The sequence below is a fragment of the Aeromicrobium halocynthiae genome (genome assembly GCF_039531385.1).
Taxonomy (GTDB): domain Bacteria; phylum Actinomycetota; class Actinomycetes; order Propionibacteriales; family Nocardioidaceae; genus Aeromicrobium; species Aeromicrobium halocynthiae.
In genome coordinates, this window is sequence record NZ_BAAAPY010000002.1 from 98,203 (window position 1) to 118,115 (window position 19,913).

General features: G+C 72.7%; 16 protein-coding genes. 13 read left to right on the plus strand and 3 right to left on the minus strand.

What is annotated here, in order from left to right; all coding sequences use genetic code 11:
- Positions 1–50: 50 nt before the first annotated feature.
- The 12 genes from ABD213_RS04510 (at position 51) to ABD213_RS04565 (ending at position 16,043) form a co-directional block, all read left to right on the plus strand.
- A complete protein-coding gene (locus ABD213_RS04510; RefSeq protein ID WP_344324984.1) occupies positions 51–650 on the plus strand; it encodes a TetR/AcrR family transcriptional regulator in 600 nt (199 codons plus the stop codon).
- Entirely contained in the window at positions 647–1,438 is a 792-nt protein-coding gene (locus tag ABD213_RS04515; RefSeq protein ID WP_344324987.1) for a TIGR03084 family metal-binding protein, read from the plus strand. Before ABD213_RS04510 ends, ABD213_RS04515 begins: the two co-directional genes overlap by 4 nt.
- 51 nt (positions 1,439–1,489) lie before the next feature.
- Positions 1,490–2,422 (plus strand): hypothetical protein, encoded by a 933-nt coding sequence (locus ABD213_RS04520; protein WP_344324990.1) that lies wholly within the window; start codon positions 1,490–1,492, stop codon positions 2,420–2,422.
- Between the two features lie 32 nt (positions 2,423–2,454).
- A complete protein-coding gene (locus ABD213_RS04525; RefSeq protein ID WP_344324993.1) occupies positions 2,455–4,209 on the plus strand; it encodes an acyclic terpene utilization AtuA family protein in 1,755 nt (584 codons plus the stop codon).
- Positions 4,206–5,375, plus strand: coding sequence for an acyl-CoA dehydrogenase family protein (locus ABD213_RS04530; RefSeq protein ID WP_344324996.1), 1,170 nt, complete (start codon positions 4,206–4,208; stop codon positions 5,373–5,375). Before ABD213_RS04525 ends, ABD213_RS04530 begins: the two co-directional genes overlap by 4 nt.
- 174 nt (positions 5,376–5,549) lie before the next feature.
- Complete coding sequence (locus ABD213_RS04535; protein ID WP_344324999.1) at positions 5,550–7,139, plus strand: acyl-CoA carboxylase subunit beta; 1,590 nt, start codon at positions 5,550–5,552, stop codon at positions 7,137–7,139.
- Between the two features lie 190 nt (positions 7,140–7,329).
- Positions 7,330–9,315 (plus strand): acetyl/propionyl/methylcrotonyl-CoA carboxylase subunit alpha, encoded by a 1,986-nt coding sequence (locus tag ABD213_RS04540; protein ID WP_344325002.1) that lies wholly within the window; start codon positions 7,330–7,332, stop codon positions 9,313–9,315.
- Entirely contained in the window at positions 9,315–10,478 is a 1,164-nt protein-coding gene (locus tag ABD213_RS04545; protein ID WP_344325004.1) for an acyl-CoA dehydrogenase family protein, read from the plus strand. The genes ABD213_RS04540 and ABD213_RS04545 overlap by 1 nt, the downstream gene beginning before the upstream one ends.
- 27 nt (positions 10,479–10,505) lie before the next feature.
- Positions 10,506–11,261: an enoyl-CoA hydratase-related protein gene (locus tag ABD213_RS04550; RefSeq protein ID WP_344325007.1), complete on the plus strand. Its 756-nt coding sequence runs from the start codon at positions 10,506–10,508 to the stop codon at positions 11,259–11,261.
- Positions 11,262–11,356: 95 nt separating this feature from the next.
- The gene (locus ABD213_RS04555) at positions 11,357–13,480 is read left to right on the plus strand and encodes a HelD family protein (protein ID WP_344325011.1); all 2,124 of its coding nucleotides are present in this window, start codon (positions 11,357–11,359) and stop codon (positions 13,478–13,480) included.
- Entirely contained in the window at positions 13,477–15,099 is a 1,623-nt protein-coding gene (locus ABD213_RS04560) for a metallophosphoesterase (protein ID WP_344325013.1), read from the plus strand. The genes ABD213_RS04555 and ABD213_RS04560 overlap by 4 nt, the downstream gene beginning before the upstream one ends.
- Positions 15,096–16,043 (plus strand): aminoglycoside phosphotransferase family protein, encoded by a 948-nt coding sequence (locus ABD213_RS04565; protein WP_344325015.1) that lies wholly within the window; start codon positions 15,096–15,098, stop codon positions 16,041–16,043. Before ABD213_RS04560 ends, ABD213_RS04565 begins: the two co-directional genes overlap by 4 nt.
- 28 nt (positions 16,044–16,071) lie before the next feature.
- Here ABD213_RS04565 and ABD213_RS04570 read toward each other — a convergent pair whose 3' ends face one another.
- Complete coding sequence (locus tag ABD213_RS04570; RefSeq protein ID WP_344325018.1) at positions 16,072–17,655, minus strand: peptide chain release factor 3; 1,584 nt, start codon at positions 17,653–17,655, stop codon at positions 16,072–16,074.
- 77 nt (positions 17,656–17,732) lie between these two features.
- On the opposite strand from ABD213_RS04570, the gene ABD213_RS04575 reads away from it, so the two are divergent.
- Positions 17,733–18,296: a GNAT family N-acetyltransferase gene (locus ABD213_RS04575; protein WP_344325021.1), complete on the plus strand. Its 564-nt coding sequence runs from the start codon at positions 17,733–17,735 to the stop codon at positions 18,294–18,296.
- Between the two features lie 14 nt (positions 18,297–18,310).
- On the opposite strand, the gene ABD213_RS04580 is transcribed toward ABD213_RS04575, so the two are convergent.
- Both ABD213_RS04580 and ABD213_RS04585 read right to left on the minus strand, forming a co-directional pair.
- On the minus strand, positions 18,311–19,549 hold the full coding sequence (locus ABD213_RS04580; RefSeq protein ID WP_344325024.1) for an ArgE/DapE family deacylase: 1,239 nt from the start codon (positions 19,547–19,549) through the stop codon (positions 18,311–18,313).
- Positions 19,528–19,902: a type II toxin-antitoxin system death-on-curing family toxin gene (locus ABD213_RS04585; RefSeq protein ID WP_344325027.1), complete on the minus strand. Its 375-nt coding sequence runs from the start codon at positions 19,900–19,902 to the stop codon at positions 19,528–19,530. Before ABD213_RS04585 ends, ABD213_RS04580 begins: the two co-directional genes overlap by 22 nt.
- Between the last annotated feature and the right edge of the window lie 11 nt (positions 19,903–19,913).

Below are 19,913 nucleotides of genomic sequence, written 5' to 3' on the forward strand. Positions count from 1 at the left end.
AGAAACAAGCAGACTTGACGGTTTTCACGGCCGGCGATCATGATGCCCCGATGAGCCCCGTGCGAACCCCGCAGGCCGAGCGGACGGCCGCCATGCGGCTGCGGTTGATGGAGGCGACGGTCGAGTGCCTGGTCGAGCTCGGCTGGTCCGGCACGTCCACGACGGTGGTCAGCCAGCGTGCGGGGGTCAGCCGCGGGGCCCAGCTCCACCACTTCCCGACCAAGCAGGCGCTCGTGCTCGCCGCCGTCGAGCACCTCGCCGAGCGACGTCGAGAGACCCTCACCGACGCGGCGGCGGCGTTGCCCGAGCACGGGCGGACGCGTGCGGTGCTCGACGTGCTCGCGGCACAGTTCACGTCGCCGGTCTTCTTCGCCGCCCTCGAGCTGTGGGTGGCGGCCCGGACCGACCCCGAGCTGCGCGAGGCCGTCGCCCCGTTGGAGCGTCGCATGGGCCGCGAGACCCACGCGCACGCCCTGCACCTGCTCGACGTCGACGAGGCGCGGGGAGCCAACCGAGCCCTCGTCCAGGCCACCTTGGACCTGCTGCGCGGACTCGGCCTCGCCGCGTCGCTCAGCGACGACACCGCCCGCCGCGACGTCGTGCTCGACGCGTGGGCCCTGACCCTCGAGACCCAGCTGGAGCGCTCATGAGCACCCTCGACGCCGTCCTGACCGACCTGGCCGCCGAGAGCGAGCAGCTCGAGTCGTGGGTCGTGCCGCTCGACGCCGACGGATGGGCCACCGTCACGACGCCCGAGGGGTGGACGGTCGCGCACCAGGTCGGGCACCTCGCCTGGACCGACGAGGCCTCCGTCGCGGCGGTGACCGGGGACCCTGCCTTCGCGGCCGGGATGAAGGCGGCGGCCGCGAACCCGTCGGGGTTCGTGGACGAGGCCGCCGAGCAGTGGGCCGCCCGGGACCCGCAGGAGCTCCTGGTGTGTTGGCGCGAGGGGCGCAGCCGCCTGTCCGAGGCACTGCGGGCGGTCCCGGCAGGGGAGAAGGTGCCATGGTTCGGGCCACCGATGAGCCCGACCTCCATGGCGACGGCACGCGTCATGGAGACCTGGGCGCACGGCCACGACGTCGCCGAGGCGCTGGGCGTCGAGGTGCCACGGACCGATCGCTGTCGCCACGTCTGCCACATCGGTGTGCGGACGCGCGGCTTCGCGTTCATGGTCCGTGGTCTGGAGGCGCCGAGCGTCGACGTCCAGGTACGGCTGACCGCGCCGTCGGGCGAGGAGTGGACGTGGGGCCCCGACGACGCCGACGAGCGCATCACCGGCTCGGCATGGGACTTCGCGCTGCTGGCGACGCGTCGGCGCCACCTCGACGACCTCGACGTCCGCGCCGAGGGCGAGCAGGCAGCCGCCTGGCTGCCCATCGTCCAAGCCTTCGCCGGACTGCCGGGCAACGACCCGAAGCGCCTCGTCGAGCGCTGAGCCGATGAGGGAACACCGGCAGCACAGCGGTCGTCCAGGCACACCGGGGTCATGATCGGCGTCCTCGCGGACCATCCCGACGATGGCTCGACCGCCGAGCGAGAGGCGTGGTCCCGGCGCCTGGAGACGTCCTTGGCCTCCGAGTCCGGATGGTGGGTCGACCGGGTCGGGAGCACCGGCTCGCAGGACCTGTCGACGTCGGAGGCGTGGGTGCTGCTCGGGTGGGTGGAGACCGCTGCCTCCCGCATCGGGACCGAGGGGCGGGCCGACCTGGTCGAGCGGGTGGCCTTCATCCTCGCGCTGCGGGAGGCCGGACCGCTCGATCGGCGCGACCGGTCCGTGGTGGCGAGCCCGGTCAGACGGGCCGCGGAGGTGCGGGGCCTCGAGTTCGAGGACCTGGTGGAGACCGGGTGCGACCGGGCCGGGGCGCTCGGGCGAGCGTGCCTGGACTGGTTGCTCGAGGAGTCACCGGAGGTGCCACTGACCCATCGCAAGGTCCCGACAGGTAGTGGCGGCGTCGCCTTCGTGCGTGAGTCGGCCTCCCGCGACGGGGTCGCGACGCGACCACTGGACGACCGACCGAACGCTTCCGCACCGTCCAGCGGTGCCGCGCCTCGGGTAGGGCGGACCGGACCTCTCAGGCTCACACTCCTGGTCGCGGGGTCCGTCGCGGTCGTCGCGGTCGTCGTCGTCCTTCGCGACCGCGGGGTGCTCCCGGTCGCGGGTCCGGCCGTCGCGGTGCTGGCGACGCCCTGGCTCCTGACGGGCGCCGCGTGGTGGAGCGACCGACGCGTCCGGCGCGCGGCACGGCTCGGCCCGGGTCTCGCGGCACTGGTCCGTTCGCTCGAGGACGGCTCTGGACGGTGCACCCGATCCGCCGACGGGGTGGATCGCGCGAGCTCTCGCCTCCTGCACGCGCTGCGGCGACGGGACCGTGCCCACCGTCGCGGCCCACGCGACGAGCAACAAAACAAACAGGGTTGACTGTTTGTTGCGGTGTCCGTCATGCTCGGAGCGTGACCGTCCGCATCGGCAACTGCTCCGGCTACTACGGGGACCGCCCCACCGCGTTCCGCGAGATGCTCGAGGGCGGGGAGCTGGACTTCCTCACGGGGGACTACCTGGCCGAGCTGACGATGCTGATCCTCGGCAAGGACCGGATGAAGGACCCTGCCACCGGCTACGCCAAGACGTTCGTGCGCCAGATGCACGACGCGATGGGCCTGGCCAAGGAGCGCGGTGTCCGCGTGGTCACCAACGCCGGCGGCCTCAACCCGGCCGGGCTCGCCGACCGGCTCCGCGAGATCGCCTCCGAGCAGGGGCTCGACCTGCGCGTCGCCCACGTGGAGGGCGACGACCTGCGTGAGCGCGCCGAGGAGCTCGGCTTCGGACAGGTCGTCACCGCCAACGCCTACCTCGGCGCCTTCGGGATCGCTGCCGCGCTCGACGCCGGCGCGGACGTCGTGGTGACGGGCCGGGTCACCGACGCCTCCGTCGTCATGGGGCCGGCCATCCACGCCCACGGGTGGGGGCGCGACGACCTCGACGCGCTCGCCGGCGCTCTCGTGGCCGGCCACGTCATCGAGTGCGGCACCCAGGCCACGGGGGGCAACTTCAGCGGCTTCAGGGACCTCGACCTGACGCGACCGCTCGGCTTCCCGATCGCCGAGGTCGACGCCGACGGCAGCAGCGTCATCTCCAAGCACGCCGGGAGCGGTGGGGCCGTCACGGTCGACACGGTCACCGCCCAGCTCGTCTACGAGATCCAGGGCACCGACTACCTGAACCCCGACGTGGTCGCGCACCTCGACACCGTCGAGCTCGCCCCCGACGGCCAGGACCGGGTCCGGATCTCCGGCGTCCGCGGCAGCGCCCCGCCGGCGACCACCAAGGTCTGCCTGAACCTGCTCGGCGGCTTCCGCAACGGTGTCGAGGTGCTGCTGACCGGGCTCGACGTGGAGCCCAAGGCCGCCTGGGTGCGCCGTCAGGTGGAGCAGGCGCTGCAGAGCGACCCGCCCGGCGAGCTCGTCTGGACCCTCGACCGCACCGACGTGTTCGACCCTCCCAGCCAGGCCGCGGCCACCTCCGTGCTGCGGTGCACGGCGAAGAGCGGGCGGCCCGAGCCTGTCGGCCGCGCCTTCAGCGACGCGTTCGTCAACATCGCCCTCGCCTCGATCCCCGGGTTCACGCTCACGGCGCCTCCGGGGCGGGGGGAACCGTTCGGCGTCTACCGGCCTGCGTACGTGCCGCAGGACGAGGTGCCGCACGTGGTCGTCCACGCCGACGGTCGCCGCGAGGAGATCCCTGCCCCGAGCTCGACCGTCGAGTCATCGGACGTCGAGCCCGTGGCGACGTGGACGGTCCCGGACCTCGGTCCCACCGAGTCCCGACCTCTCGGCGAGCTCGTCCACGCCCGTTCCGGTGACAAGGGCGGCGACGCCAACGTCGGCATCTGGGTCGCCGCCGACCACCCGGCCCGCGACGACGCGGTCGACTGGCTCGGGGCGACCGTCGACCCCGACTGGGTGCGCGACCGGCTGCCCGAGGCCGCGGCCCTCGACGTCGACGTGCACCCGCTGCCGAACCTCGGCGGGGTCAACGTCGTCATCCGTGGCCTGCTGGGCGAGGGCGTCTCGTCCTCGACCCGGCTCGACCCCCAGGCGAAGGCCCTCGGGGAGTGGCTGCGCGCCCGCGTCGTCCCCGCGCCGACCGTCCTGCTGACCCCTCGCTCCCACCTGTCGGAGCCGGAACCCCTGGAGTCCTCATCGTGACCGACCTCTGGAACACCCCGGAGCGACGGGCCCTGCGCACCGCGGTGGAGCAGTTCACCGTGCGGGAGATCACCCCGCACCTCCCGCAGTGGGAGGACGACGGACAGCTGCCGCGCGAGCTGCACGCCGCCACCGCCAAGGCCGGCTTCCTCGCCGTCGGCTACGCCGAGGAGGTCGGTGGCGCGGGTGGGGACGCGATCGACGCGTGCGTCGTCACCGAGGCGATGCTCGAGGCCGGCGGCTCCACCGGTCTGCAGGCGAGCCTGTTCACCCACTCGATCGCCGTCCCCCACATCATCGACGCCGGTGCCCGGCACCTCCTCGACGCCTACGTCCGCCCGACGCTCGCCGGCGACATGATCGGCTCGCTCGGCGTCACCGAGCCCAGCGGCGGGTCCGACGTCGCGAACATCCGCACCCGCGCCGTCCGCGACGGCGACCACTACGTCGTCAACGGCGCCAAGACGTTCATCACCTCCGGGGTACGGGCCGACTTCGTCACCACGGCCGTCCGCACCGGCGGCGACGGGCCCAGTACCCAAGGAGCTCGGGGGATCTCCCTGCTCGTCATCGACAAGGGAGCGCCCGGCTTCACCGTGAGCAAGAGCCTGCGCAAGATGGGCTGGCACTGCTCCGACACCGCCGAGCTGGCCTTCGACGACGTCCGCGTGCCGGTCGAGAACCTGGTCGGCGAGGAGAACGGCGGGTTCTACCTCGTCATGCAGCAGTTCGTGGGCGAGCGGCTCGGCCTGGCCGTGCAGTCCTACAGCACCGCGCAGAGGGCCCTCGACCTCGCCGTCGCCTACACCCGCGAGCGCGACACGTTCGGCCGGCCACTCATCACCCGCCAGGTGATCCGCCACAAGCTCGTCGACATGCACGCACGCACGGCTGCGGCCCGTGCCCTCACGCGGCAGGCTCTCGTGCGTTCCCTGGAGACGCCGAAGACCGACCCGTCGCTGATCCTCGACGCCGTCACCGCGAAGAACGTCTCCGTCGCCGCCGTCGAGCACGTCGTGCACGAGGCCGTACAGATCTTCGGCGGCATGGGCTACATGCGCGAGTCCGAGATCGACCGCCACTACCGCGACGCGCGGATCCTCGGCATCGGTGGCGGCGCCACCGAGGTCATGAAGGACCTGTCCGCGAAGCTGTTGGGGTACTGACGTGCGCGGCCCCGCCCGTCCCTCGAGGAGGCGAGATTCCCATGAGGTCGTGGGAATCTGCGCAGCCGCACCCCGATCGGTGTCACAGCAACCGTCTCGCTCGTCAGAGGGTCGCTCAGGCACCGACCACCACCCTGCGCACCACCGCGGGCCGACCCCCGAGGAGCACGTCGCATGAAGACCACCGTCGACCCCACCTCGCCGACGTACACCGAGAACCGCGAGGCGATGCTCGAGCGCGTCGCCGACCTCGCCGCGCAGCACGCCAAGGCGCTCGCCGGTGGCGGGGAGAAGTACGTCGAGCGGCACCACCGCCGCGGCAAGCTCACCGCCCGCGAGCGCATCGAGCTGCTCCTCGACCCCGACGCACCCTTCCTCGAGCTCGGGACCCTCGCCGCGTGGGGTACCGACTTCGCCGTCGGCGGCTCGATCGTCACCGGCATCGGCGTCGTCGAGGGCGTCGAGTGCATGATCGTCGCCAACGACCCCACCGTGAAGGGCGGTTCCTCGAACCCGTCAACGCTCAAGAAGGGTCGCCGTGCCGCGCAGATCGCCGCGGAGAACGGTCTGCCGACGATCAACCTCGTCGAGTCCGGCGGTGCCGACCTGCCCACCCAGAAGGACATCTTCATCCCCGGCGGGCAGAGCTTCCGCGACATCACGCGCGCGTCCGCCGCTCGCTGCCCCACCGTCGCGCTGGTGTTCGGCAACTCCACCGCCGGCGGCGCCTACGTCCCCGGCATGAGCGACTACGTCGTCATGGTGAAGGAGGGTGCGAAGGTCTTCCTCGGCGGCCCACCGCTGGTCAAGATGGCCACCGGCGAGGAGTCGGACGACGAGTCCCTCGGCGGGGCGGAGATGCACGCTCGCGCGTCCGGGCTCGCCGACTACCTCGCCGTCGACGAGCACGACGCGATCCGCCTCGGCCGCCAGATCGTGCGGCGCCTCAACTGGACCAAGAAGGGGCCCACTCCCGCGTCCGACTACGCCGAGCCCGTCCTCGACCCCGAGGACCTGCTCGGCATCGTCCCGACCGACCTCAAGGTGCCGTTCGACCCGCGCGAGGTGATCGCGCGTCTGGTCGACGGGAGCGAGTTCGACGAGTTCAAGCCGCTGTACGGCTCGAGCCTCGTCACGGGCTTCGCGCAGCTGCACGGGTACCCGATCGGCGTCCTCGCCAACGCGCAGGGCGTCCTGTTCAGCCAGGAGGCGCAGAAGGCCGCTCAGTTCATCCAGCTGGCGAACCAGAGCGACACGCCGTTGCTGTTCCTGCACAACACCACCGGCTACATGGTCGGCGCGGAGTACGAGCAGGGCGGCATCATCAAGCACGGCGCGCAGATGATCAACGCCGTCTCCAACTCGACCGTGCCACACCTGTCCGTCGTGATGGGCGCGTCCTACGGTGCAGGGCACTACGGCATGAGCGGACGCGCCTACGACCCGCGCTTCATGTTCAGCTGGGTCGGCGCGAAGTCGGCGGTCATGGGCCCGGCGCAGCTCGCCGGCGTCATCTCGATCGTGGCCCGTGGTGCCGCCGAGGCGAAGGGCCAGGCCTACGACGAGGAGGCCGACGCCCAGATGCGCGCCTACATCGAGAAGCAGATCGAGGAGCAGTCGCTGGCGTACTTCACGTCGGGGATGGGCTACGACGACGGCGTCATCGACCCCCGCGACACCCGCAGCATCCTCGGCATGTGCCTGTCCGCCATCCACACCGTCCCCGTCGAGGGCGCCCGCGGCTACGGGGTGTTCCGCCTGTGAGTGCTCCGGTCCTCCGCCCCAGCGCCATGACCGATTCCCATGACCTCCTGGGAATCGTGCAGACTCCCGGTGCCCGAGCACGGCTTTCCCGCACCGGTCCAGGGTTCCTTCCCGTGGTCGGCGCACGACCTCCGTGGTCGAGGTCGGGTTCCCAGGAGGTCCTGGGAATCCGCGATGAGAGGACTCCCCGATGATCCGCACCGTCCTGGTGGCCAACCGCGGCGAGATCGCGCGGCGGGTCTTCCGCACGTGCCGCGACCTCGGCATCGCCACGGTCGCCGTCCACTCCGACGCCGATGCCGACGCGCCGTTCGTGCGCGACGCGGACCGCGCGGTCCGGCTCCCGGGGAGCAGCCCGGCCGAGACCTACCTGCGCGCCGACCTCGTCCTCGCCGCCGCCCGCGACGCCGGGGCCGACGCGATCCACCCCGGGTACGGGTTCCTGTCCGAGAACGCCGACTTCGCCCGTGCCGTCATCGACGCTGGCCTCACCTGGATCGGTCCCTCGCCGGAGTCGATCGAGGCGATGGGCAGCAAGATCCGCGCCAAGGAGCTCATGGCCGACGCCGGCGTGCCGATCCTCAGCGTCGACCCGCAGTCGGCGACGCCCGCGGACTTCCCGCTGCTCGTCAAGGCGTCCGCCGGTGGCGGTGGACGGGGGATGCGCGTCGTCGACGACCCGGCCGACCTCGAGGGCGAGCTCACCGCCGCTGCTGCCGAGGCCGCGTCGGCGTTCGGCGACGACACCGTCTTCGTCGAGCCGTACCTGCCGACCGCGCGCCACGTCGAGGTGCAGGTCCTCGCGGACACCCACGGCACCACGTGGGTCGTCGGCGATCGTGACTGCTCGATCCAGCGACGTCACCAGAAGGTCGTCGAGGAGGCGCCCGCCCCCAACCTCGCCCCTCCCGTGCGCGAGCTGCTGCACGACGCTGCCCGCAAGGCCGCCGAGGCGGTCGACTACGTCGGCGCTGGGACGGTCGAGTTCCTCGTCGCCGACGGCCACGAGGACACCGGCCGCGTGCACTTCCTGGAGATGAACACCCGCCTGCAGGTGGAGCACCCGGTCACCGAGGCGGTCACCGGGCTCGACCTGGTGGCCCTGCAGATCGCCGTCGCCGAAGGGGAGCGACTCGAGGCCGAGCCGCCCGCGTCGACCGGCCACGCCGTCGAGGTGCGCCTCTACGCCGAGGACCCGGCCAGCGACTGGACGCCGCAGACCGGCACCGTGGCGACCTTCGACGTCGACGGCTCCCGCTTCGAGGGGCCGAGCGGGGCGGGGCTGCGCGTCGACTCCGGCGTGGAGGCCGGCAGCGTCGTCGGCGTCCACTATGACGCGATGCTCGCCAAGGTGATCGCGCTCGGCCGCGACCGGCGCTCGGCCCTGAGGACGCTCGAGGGGGCCCTGCGTCGCGCCCGTGTCACCGGCGTGCGCACCAACATCGACCTGCTGCGAGCGATCCTCGTCGACGAGGAGTTCGTGGCCGAACGCGTCCACACCGCCCTGCTCGCCGAGCGGCTGGCGGCCTGGACGGGACCGGCGATCGACGAGCCCACGCTGCAGCGCCACGTCCTCGCCGCAGCGCTCGCCTCGGCCCGGACCGCGACGGCCGGGGCGGCGGTGCTCGCTCGGATCCCGACGGCCTACCGCAACGTGCCCTCCCAGCCACGCACCCGTGCCTTCCGCCACGGAGAGCAGGAGCTGTCGGTCACCTATGCGGCCCGGGGGGCGTCGCTCGTCAGCGACGCGCTCGACTCGGTCCACGTGGTCGATGCGACCGCCCGCCGGGTCGTGCTCGACGTGTGCGGGGTCCGCGAGACCTACGTGGTCGACGTCCGCGACGACGCCGTCGACGTCACCGGCCCCGCCGGCACGACGACCCTCGAGCCGGTGCCGACGTTCGTCGACCCCGCCGACGTCGTGGCCGAGGGGTCGCTGCTGGCGCCCATGCCGGCGTCGGTCGTCAGCGTCGCCGTCGAGCAGGGCCAGGAGGTGAGCGCGGGACAGACCGTCCTGGTGCTCGAGGCCATGAAGATGCAGCACACCATCACCGCGCCGACCGACGGCGTGGTCGGCGAGCTCGCCGTCGCCGAGGGCACGCAGGTCGAGTCCGGCGCCGTCCTCGCCGTCATCGAGTCCACCACCGTCGACGGCGCGAACGAAGGGAACCCCTGATGAGCCAGTTCACCGAGAGCCAGGAGCGACGCGAGCTCCGCAAGGCGGTCGCCGCCCTCGGCGCGTCGTACGGCGAGAGGTACTTCTACGAGGCCGCCAAGGAGGGTCGCAAGACCACCGAGCTGTGGGCCGAGGCCGGCAAGCTCGGCTACCTCGGCGTCTCCATCCCCGAGGAGTTCGGCGGCGGGGGCGGCGACATCGGCGACCTCGCGGCGGTGTGCGAGGAGCTCGCGACGGCCGGCTGCCCACTGCTGCTGATGGTCGTGAGCCCCGCGATCGTCGGCACGACGATCGCCCAGTACGGCACGCAGGAGCAGAAGGAGCGCTGGCTGCCCGGGCTGGCCGACGGCACGGCGACCTACGCGTTCTCCATCACCGAGCCCGACGCGGGCTCCAACTCCCACAACATCGTCACGAACGCCGAGAAGGGCGAGGACGGCGGCTGGGTCCTCAACGGCACCAAGACGTACATCTCCGGCGTCGACGAGGCGAGCCACCTGCTCGTCGTCGCCCGCACCTCCGACGAGCGCACGGGCAAGCTCAAGCCGTGCCTGTTCATGGTGCCGACCGACGCGGAGGGGTTCACCAAGCAGCAGATCGACATGGGCGTGGTCAGCCCCGAGAAGCAGTTCACGCTGTTCTTCGACGACGTGCGCCTGAGCCCCGACGCCCTGGTCGGCAGCGAGGACGCCGGGCTCGAGCAGCTGTTCGCGGGGCTCAACCCCGAGCGCATCATGGCGGCGTCGATGGCCACCGGCACCGCCCGCTGGGCGATCCGCAAGGCCGTCGCCTACGCCAAGGAGCGCGAGGTGTGGGGCCGGCCGATCGGTGCGCACCAGGCCATCAGCCACCCGCTGGCCCGCCTGCACATCGACGTGGAGATGGCGCGTCTGCTCACCCAGAAGGCGTCGGCGCTCTACGCCGCGGGTGATCACATGCGAGCCGGCGAGGCCGCGAACATGGCCAAGGTGGCCGCGGGCGAGGCGGCCGCGAAGGCCGTCGACCAGGCCATCCAGACCCACGGCGGCAACGGCCTGGCCAACGAGTACGGCCTCGTCCAGGCCGTCGCCTCCTCGCGTCTGTCGAACATCGCCCCCGTCTCGCGGGAGATGGCGCTGAACTTCGTGGCGCAGTTCTCCCTCGGCCTGCCGAAGTCCTACTGACCCGCCCCCTCCCCAGGAGCAGCCACCATGACCGAGCTCGTCCACCTCGAGACCGCCGCCGGCGTCGCGACGGTCACGCTCGACAGCGAGCGCAACCGCAACGCGTTGAGCCGCCAGCTGGTCGGCGAGCTGGCCGACCGGCTCGAGCAGGCCGACGCCGACGAGAGCGTCCGCGCGATCGTCGTCCGTTCGGCCCACCGGGTCTTCTGCTCCGGGGCCGACCTGTCGGAGGCGGCCTCCGGCGGGATGCAGGAGGGTGCACGGGCGATCGTCGCGCTGCAGCGGCAGATCGCCGCGGCAGCCACCCCGGTCGTCGTCGAGCTCGCCGGTCCGGTGCGCGCGGGCGGGCTCGGCATCGTCGGGGCGGCCGACGTGGTCGTGGCGGCGGAGTCGGTCACCTTCGCGCTCACCGAGGTGCGCCTCGCCCTGGCACCCGCGGTCATCTCGCTCACCCTGCTCGAACGCTTCACCGACCGTGCCGCCGCCGAGCTCTTCCTCACCGGTCGCACCTTCGACGCCGCCGAGGCGCAGCGCGTCGGGCTCGTCACGCGCACCGTCCCCGACGACGCGCTCGGGGACGAGGTGGCCGGGGTCGTCGGCGACCTCGTGAAGGGCTACCCGCAGGGACTGCGCGAGACGAAGCGGCTGCTGAACCACGACCTGCTCGCCCGGATCGACGCCCTCGGCGAGCAGGTCGCCGCGCAGTCGGCGGACCTGTTCGGCAGCGCCGAGGCGCGCGAGGCGATGGCGGCCTTCCTGCAGCGTCGTTCGTCGGGAGCGTGAGACGGGTCGCACGGACCGGGACGACGCTGAATCGGTGAGGACGAGACCGTAGACTTCAGCGTTCCCTCCATCCGTGCGCGCCAGAAGGACCCATCGTGAGCGAGACCAGCGCCGAGCAGCGAGCCGTCGCCGCCGAGCAGGCGTACGTCGACGTCGTCTACGAGCGCCTCGAGGAGTCGGCCAAGGTCGCCACGTCGTTGGTCAAGGAGGGGTACGCCCGCGGCACGGTGGGCAACGAGGGTGGCCTCGTCGAGCGCGACGCCATGGTCTTCCAGGCCCAACGTCGCCTGTCGGCGCTCAACGCCGCGCACGAGGGACTGGTCTTCGGGCGTCTCGACCTCACCGACGGCGAGGCCCGCTACATCGGTCGCATCGGCGTGCGCGACGCCGACCGCGAGATCCTGCTCGTGGACTGGCGGGCGCCGGCGGCCGCGCTGTTCTACCAGGCCACCGCCCAGGAGCCGTCCGGCGTCATCCGCCGTCGCGTGCTGCGCAGCTCCGGCAAGCGCGTCGTCGGCGTCGAGGACGACCTCCTGGACGCCGAGGCCGCTCCGGAGGACATGGAGGTCATCGGCGAGGGTGCGCTGCTGGCGAGCCTGTCGCGCGCCCGCGACGCCACGATGCACTCGGTCGTCGCCACGATCCAGAAGGAGCAGGACGAGGCCATCCGCGCACCCGTCCGCGGGGCCACCATCATCGGGGGTGGCCCAGGGACCGGCAAGACCGTCGTCGCCCTGCACCGGGCCGCCTTCCTGCTCTACTCCGACCGTCGCCGGTTCGAGCGCGGCGGGGTGCTGGTGGTCGGGCCGTCGTCGGTCTTCATGGCCTACATCGAACGGGTCCTGCCGAGCCTGGGCGAGACCGCCGTGACGCTCCGCTCCCTCGGCGAGGTCGTCGACGGCATCCGCGCCGGCGAGCACGACGACGCCGTCGCGGCGGCGGCCAAGGGCTCGGCCCGCATGCTGGCCGTGCTGAGGCGTCTGGCGCGCGCCCCACAGCCGGGCGAGCCCACGTCGTTCCGCTACTTCTACAAGGACGACGTCCTGACCCTCGACGCCAAGCAGCTCGCGGGCATCCGCCGCACCCTGCTGTCCGGCCTCAAGCGCAACCGCGCCTACGCCAAGGCACCTGCGGCGGTCGCCTCGGCCCTGTGGCGCCAGGTGCACGGAGAGCGCGCTCTGGAGAAGGGCGAGGAGGAGTTCCTCGAGGTCCTCACCTCTGACCACCGCTTCGTCGACTTCATCGAGGCGTGGTGGCCGCCGGTCGACGCCGTCGAGCTGTGGCGCACCCTCGGCCGACGCCTGCCCGAGCTCGCCGACGGCGCCTTCGACGCCGAGGAGGTCGCCGCGATGCGAGCCTCGTGGGCGGTGTCGACGCAGGAGGGAGGCGTCCCGCGCATCGAGGACGTGCCGCTCATCGACGAGCTGCGCTACCTCGTCGGCGAGGTCCCGCCGCCGGAGGAGGAGCACGACGACGTCCCCCGCCAGCTGATGAGCTTCGAGCGGCGCGAGCGCGAGCAGGACGATGCGCTGCGCTCCACCACCAGCATCGAGGACGACGGCTACGCCCACGTGCTCGTCGACGAGGCGCAGGACCTCTCGCCGATGCAGTGGCGGATGCTGGGACGCCGAGGCCGCCAGGCCAGCTGGACGATCGTCGGCGACCCGGCGCAGTCGTCGTGGCCCGCGCCGCAGGAGGCGGCCGACGCCCGGGCGGAGGCCCTCGCCGGCAAGGACGAGCACCGCTTCCGCCTCTCCACCAACTACCGCAACTCCGCGGAGGTCTACGACCTCGCCGCACGCGTCGCCAAGGTGGCCATCCCCGGCGCCGACCTCGCCGACGCCGTCCGCCGCACCGGCGAGCAGCCCGACCACCGCTGGGTGGCCGACGCCGACCTCGCCGCCTCGGTCGCAGAGACCGCCCGCGAGCTGCTCGAGCGCGTCGACGGGACCGTAGCCGTCGTCGCGCCCCGGGCCGCGCTCGGCACCGTCCGCGCGGACCTCGCGGACCTCGTGGCCGCCCACCCCGACCGGTTGCGCGTGCTCGACGGGCTCGACACCAAGGGCCTGGAGTTCGACGCCGTCGCGGTGGTGGAGCCCGACGCGATCATCGCGGAGTCCGAGGCGGGCTGGCGCACCTTCTACGTCGTGCTCACCCGCGCCACGCAGCTGCTCGTCACCGTCGGCACGAGCGAGACGTGGCTGGCGCGCGTCGCATGAGGGGATCCCTGGTGCGGACGACCCTGCGTCTCCTGCTCGCCGTGGCGATCGGGCTCGCCGCCGGCCTGCCGGTCGCCTGGGTGACGTTCACCGACAGCGTCCGGGAGCTGACCATCGGGCCGCACCAGGCCACGGTCCGGCCCGCCTTCGACTCCCACGCGACGCTCGACTTCGGTCCCCTGCTGCCCCTCGTGCGCGTCCCCGTCGACGCACCGGGCTCGCTCGGCGTCGACATCCGTCTCGGCGAGGCTCAGGTCGAGACGCTCGAGGAGCTGGTGCAGCAGGACGCGGTCATCGCGAGCCAGCCGCAGGGCGAGATCGCGGAGGTGCGTGCCGCCGTCGCTGACATGGCGACCGTGGCCGTGCTGCGCGGCGCGGGGGTCACCCTCATCGTCACGGCGCTCACCGTTGGCGTGTGGCGCGGCGTCGGTCCTCGTCGGCGCCGGCGACTCGTGCACGACCTGCGCCACCCGTCCGCACCGCAGCTGGTGACGACCTTGACGCTGGTCGCCGCTCTGGGCGTCGGCGTCGCCCTCGTCGTCACCTCGCCGGACGAGGGGGAACGACCCGAGCCGGACTGGGTCGGCGTGCGGTCGGTCTTTCCTCAGCTGCCCGCCGACCCCGTGCTCGACACCCTCCAGATCAGCGACGGCTCCATCACCCGAGGATCTCGCGCCCTCGTGGAGGGCGCGCTGTACCTCTACGAGGACTCCGTCTCCTTCTACGGCGAGCTCGCCGAGACCGCCGCCGAGGCACAGCTGCGAATGCCCGAGGAGGACGAGTTCACGGCGCTCGTCGTCGCCGACCGGCACGACAACATCGGCATGGACCCCGTCGCTCGCGTGATCGCCGACCTCGCCGGCGCCGAGCTGCTCGTCAACGTCGGCGACGACACGTCCCAGGGCGACGACTGGGAGCAGTTCAGCGTCAACTCCCTCGCTCGCGAGTTCGACGGGTTCGACAAGGTCGCCGTCACCGGCAACCACGACACCGAGACCACCGAGCAGCAGCTGCGCGACGCGGGCTTCACCGTGCTCGAGGGCGAGCCGGTCGAGGTCGGTGGCGTGCGCTTCCTCGGCGACAACGACCCGCGCGGGACGACGCTCGCGGGCTACACCGAGACCGCCGAGGAGCGCGACCGGCTCGTGCTCGAGCAGGACGCGGAGCTGCTCGAGGCAGCGTGTGTGGCCGACGAGGCCGAGGAGCGCGCGAGCGTGCTCGTGGTGCACTCCTGGGGCTCGGCCCGGGACGTGGCGGCGTCGGGATGCACCGACCTCGTGCTCTCGGGCCACCTGCACTACCAGGTGGGGCCACAGGCGATCGAGGGCGACGGCGAGTCCCCCACGACGCGGCTGACGATCGGGTCGACCGGTGGTGCCGTGTTCCCCATCGCGCTCGGCAGCAAGCTGCGGCGCGAGGCGCAGGTCGCCGTCGTCACCTTCGACGCCGACGGGGTGCCCGTGGGCGTCCAGGTGGTGAGCTTCACGCCGTCCGGCGACGTCGACGTCGCCGAGTACGTCGAGCTGCCGCTGCCCGTCGCCGACGCCGAGGACCCGGATGCCGACGAGCCGGAGGACCCGGAGTTCGAGGACTCGCCGCCCCCGGTCGAGGGCGAGTGAGCGGGGCTGCAGCGCTCGTGCCGGAGCCGCTGCGGCGCTCCGCCCGCGATCGCGGGCCGTCCTGGGCGGCCTTCGTGGAGGGGCTGCCCGGGGTCCTGACCGACCTCCTCGCCTCGTGGGACCTGGAGCCGGACGGCCCGGCCCAGCATGGACAGGTGGCGATGGTGCTCCCGGTCAGGGGCCCGCAGCGCCAGGAGTGGTCGCTCAAGATCGGGCACGTCGACGTCGAGTCGGCCCACGAGCACCTCACGCTCGACACGTGGGACGGCCGGTCCGCGGTGCGGCTGCTGCGTGCCGACCCGCGACGCGGCGCGCTCCTGCTCGAGCGTGCCGGACCGCGGGACCTCACGTCGTTGCCGGTGCTGCAGGCCTGCGAGGTGGTAGCCGATCTCGTGGACCAGCTGCACGTCCCCGCGCCTGGGCGCCTGCCACTGCTCAGCGAGCTCGTCGCCGGATGGAGCGCCGACCTGCAGGCGCGCGGCACCCGGTTGCCCGTGCCGCGGCGGCTGCTCGACCAGGCCGTCGCCCTCGGTCGGGCGTTCGCCACCGATCCCGCGACCGACGGCGTCACCCTCCACGGCGACCTGCACGACACGAACGTCCTCGCCTCACGACGAGGTGACGGCCTCGACGAGTGGCTGGCCATCGACCCGAAGGGCATCAGCGGCGATCCCCACTACGAGCCGGCGCCGATGCTGTGGAACCGCTGGGAGGAGGTGCTGGCCGCGAACGACGCCCGGTTCGCGATCCGGCGCCGCTTCCACACGTTCGTCGACGTGGCCGGGCTCGACGAGGAACGCGCCCGTGACTGGGTGGTCGTGCGCACCATGGACGCCGCGCTCGGGGCCGTCGAGGCGGCCGACCTCGCCCTTCGTGACCTCGACGCGCGCGACCGGCGGTGGATCACGACGTGCATCACCGTCGCCAAGGCCGTCCAGGACTGACTCCCGCCCGCCGGGTGACGCGGCGGCCTCAGGCCAGCTCGACGTCGGCGGCGAGCACCGCGAGCTCGAGGTCCGGGTGGGCCCGCTCGACCGAGCGGATCCGCCAGCGGTCGGTGAAGAGCGCGAGGACGGTGCCGTCGCTGCGCTCGAAGACCTCCACGCCCGAGGTGCCCGCCAGCAGGCCGACGTCGGCGCGGGCCACCTGACGGGCGACGGAGTAGTCGAGGCGCTGCAGCCGGGTCTGCGCACCGAACTCGTTCGCGAGCCGGTCCTGCACCACCTCGAACTGCATGGGACCGACCGCCGCGAGCACCGGGGCCGCGTCCCCGCGGGCGTCGTTGCGCAGCACCTGCACGACCCCCTCGGCGTCGAGCTGGTCCATGCCGCGGCGGAACTGCTTGGACCGGGAGACGTCGGCGGCGCGGATCTCGGCGAAGTGCTCGGGAGCGAACCGCACGATGGCCGGGAACTCCACCCGCTCGCCCTGCGCCCTCAGGGTGTCGCCGATGCGCAACCCGGTGGCGTTGACCAGTCCGATGACGTCGCCCGGGAAGGCCTCGTCGGCCGTCGAGCGGTCCCGCCCGAACATGCTCTGCACGTACTTCGTGGTGATCGGGCGCCTGGTGGAGGCCTGCTCGACGACGTCGCCGCGCTCGAACCGCCCCGAGCACACCCGTGCGAACGCGACGTGATCGCGGTGGTTGCGGTCCATGCCGGCCTGGACCTTGAAGACGTAGGCGCTGAACGGGGAGTCGACCGGACGCCTCCCACCGTCGGCCTCCCGCCGGTCCGCCGCAGCCGGGGCGACGTCCACGAGCACCTGGAGCAGCTGGCTCAGGCCGAAGTTCAGCAGTCCGGCGGCGAAGAGCACGGGGCTGGTGCGCCCGGACAGGAACGTCTCCTGGTCGTGCACCATGCCGTCGGCGGCGAGCAGCTCGACCTCTTCCTCGGCGGTCGCGAGGTCGACCCCGAACGCCTCCTCGGCGGCGGTCCGGTCGAGGACCTCCTCGCCGGCGATCGTCGCGCCGCCCGCGGTCCGGTGGTAGCGGATGATCTCACCGGAGCGGAGGTCGAGAGCGCCCTGGAAGTCACCGCCGATCCCGATCGGCCAGGTGACCGGCGTCGGGACGATGCCGAGCCGCTGCTGGATCTGGTCGAGCAGCTCCAGCGGCGCGAGCGCCGGGCGGTCCCACTTGTTCACGACAGTGATGACGGGGATGGCGCTGCGGCGGCACACGTCGAACAGCTTGAGCGTCTGAGGCTCCAGGCCCTTGGCGGCGTCCAGCACCATGACGGCGACGTCGACCGCGGCGAGCACCCGGTAGGTGTCCTCGGAGAAGTCGGCGTGGCCGGGGGTGTCGACGACGTTGACGACGGTGTCGCCGTACTGCATCTGCAGGGCCGTCGACGAGATCGAGATGCCGCGGGCCTTCTCCATCTCCATCCAGTCGGACACGGTGGCACGGCGGCCGGCCTTGCCGTGGGTGACGCCCGCCTCGCTGATCATCTCGGTGTGCAGCGCGAGAGCCTCGGTGAGCGTCGACTTGCCGGCGTCGGGGTGGGAGATGATGGCGAAGGTCCGGCGTCGTGCGGCTTCTCGTGCGATGTCCATGTGCGTCCAGCCTATCGGCGGCCCGTCAGGGACGGCGCGTGCCCAACCTCTCCGGGGAGAACACCTAGGCTTGGTCGGTGATCCACCTGGTCCGTCCCGATGCCGCCCGCCACCGCGCGTGGGCCGAGTGCCTCGCCGAGATCGGCGACGGCCCGGCGGACGGCTCGGGGTTCGTGAGCGGCGACGTCCCCACCGGTCTCGACGACTTCCGGTCCTACGTGGAGAACCGGGCCCTGATGGAGGACCCGGACGAGCCGATGGCGGCCGGCCTCGTGCACTGCAGCTTCCGGTGGATCGTCGACGACGAGTGGCCCGGCGGCGGCCCGCTGCTCGGCTTCCTCGCGGTCCGCCACGCGCTGACCCGCCCGCTGTGGGACGCCCACGGCCACGTCGGCTACTCGGTGCGGCCCTCCGCTCGAGGCCGCGGCATCGCGGGGGAGGCCCTGCGTGCCGGGCTCGCCGAGGCGACCGACCTCGGGACCGATCCCGTGCTCGTCACCTGCCACCGCGACAACGACGCCTCCCGGCGCGTCCTGGAGAAGGCCGGCGGTCGGCTGGAGAACGTCATCGACGACCACCTGCGGTTCTGGTTCGGCGACGGCGCACCTCCGCCGCGTCCGGCGGAGGGCGCGACGGTCTAACGGGGCCGCCGAGCTCAGCCGCAGCGGTCCAGCAGCAACGCCGCGTACGCGCGGGCGCTGGCGACGACCTCGTCGATCGGGACGTACTCGTCGACGGCGTGCGCCTGCTCGATGTGACCGGGTCCGAACTGCAGCGTCGGGATGCCCATCGCGGCGTACTGGCGCAGGTCCGAGCCGTACGGGGCACCGACGAGCTCGGGCCGGTCCGCTCCGGTGCTCATGACCGCCTCGGCCACCTGCTCGCCGAAGGCGTGCCCCGTGGGCAGGGCGCCGGCGGCGAACCTGCCGCCCGGCCAGCTCACCTCGACCGGGTGCTCGCGCAACCACGACTCGTCGATCTCGGCCAACGCCCGCTCGAAGATCGCCGTCGCCTCGTCGAACGACTCGCCCGGCATCACGCCGTAGCGGCCCTCCGCGACCAGCAGGTCCGGCACCGTGCTGGCCCAGTCGCCGGCGCGCACGATGCCGACGGAGATCGGCCACGGCCGCGGACCGAACGGAGCCGGCGGCGAGACGTTGCGACGCTCGTCGAGGGCTCGGAGTGCCGCGTGCACCCGCTCGAACAGGTCGAGCGCGCTGAGCCCGCGGCCGGCCATCGAGCCGTGCGTGGAGCGACCACGGATCTCCAGGCGGAACGTCAACGACCCGGCGTTGGCCGCGACGATGCGACCGTCGGTCGGCTCGGCGATCAGGCACGCCTCGCCGGTGTGACCGCGGCGCAGCGTGGCGAACGTGCCGATGCCACCGTCCTCCTCGCCGATCACCGTGTGCACCGCGAACGGCCGGGTCAGCTGCTCCCCGACCGCGCGCACCGCCGCGAGGATCGCCACGACGCCGCCCTTCATGTCGCACACCCCGCGGCCGTACCAGCGACCGTCGGCCTCGTGCAGGAAGAAGGGGTCGTGCCCGGTCCACCACTCCGGCTCGCCCGACGGCACGACGTCGAGGTGGCCGTTGAGGATCAGCGCGGGAGTCGCGCTTTCTTCTGCCGCCCACGGCCCGGCACCCCCGCCGGGGCGCCACGTGCCCACGCAACCCCACGCCTCCTCGCGGTCGACCTCCTCGCCCGGGTACTCCGGGTCGGCCCGCAGCGTCTCGAGGTCGAGCGGCCACAGGTCGACGTCGAGGCCCAGCCCCTGCAGGGTGGCCGCGGCCCAGCGCTGCACGCCCGCCTCGGCCTGGCTGCCCCCGACGCTGTCGTAGCTGACCAGCTGGGCGAGGTCGCGCCGGATCAGGTCGACGTCGATGTCCATGAGGCCAGTGTGGCAGCAGTCCTCGGGTAGTCGATGCGCCCTTCGGCGATGCCGATCACGAGGTCGTAGGCGGGATCCTCCGGCGCATCCAGCTCCACCTCGCTCAGGCCGTAGAGGACGTAGACGCACAGCCAGCCCAGCCGCTTGTTGCCGTCGACGAGTGGATGGTTGCGGACGATGGACTCCATCATCGCGGCGGCCTTCTCGTCCAGCGTGGGGTAGGCGTCCGCGCCGAACGCGCTGGCCCGCGGCCGATTGACGGCGGCATCGAGGAGCCCGACGTCGCGGACCGGGCCCACGCCGGACTCCTCGACCACGGCGAGGGCCAGGTCGATGCTCAGGTAGACGGTCACCGGTCCAGCCG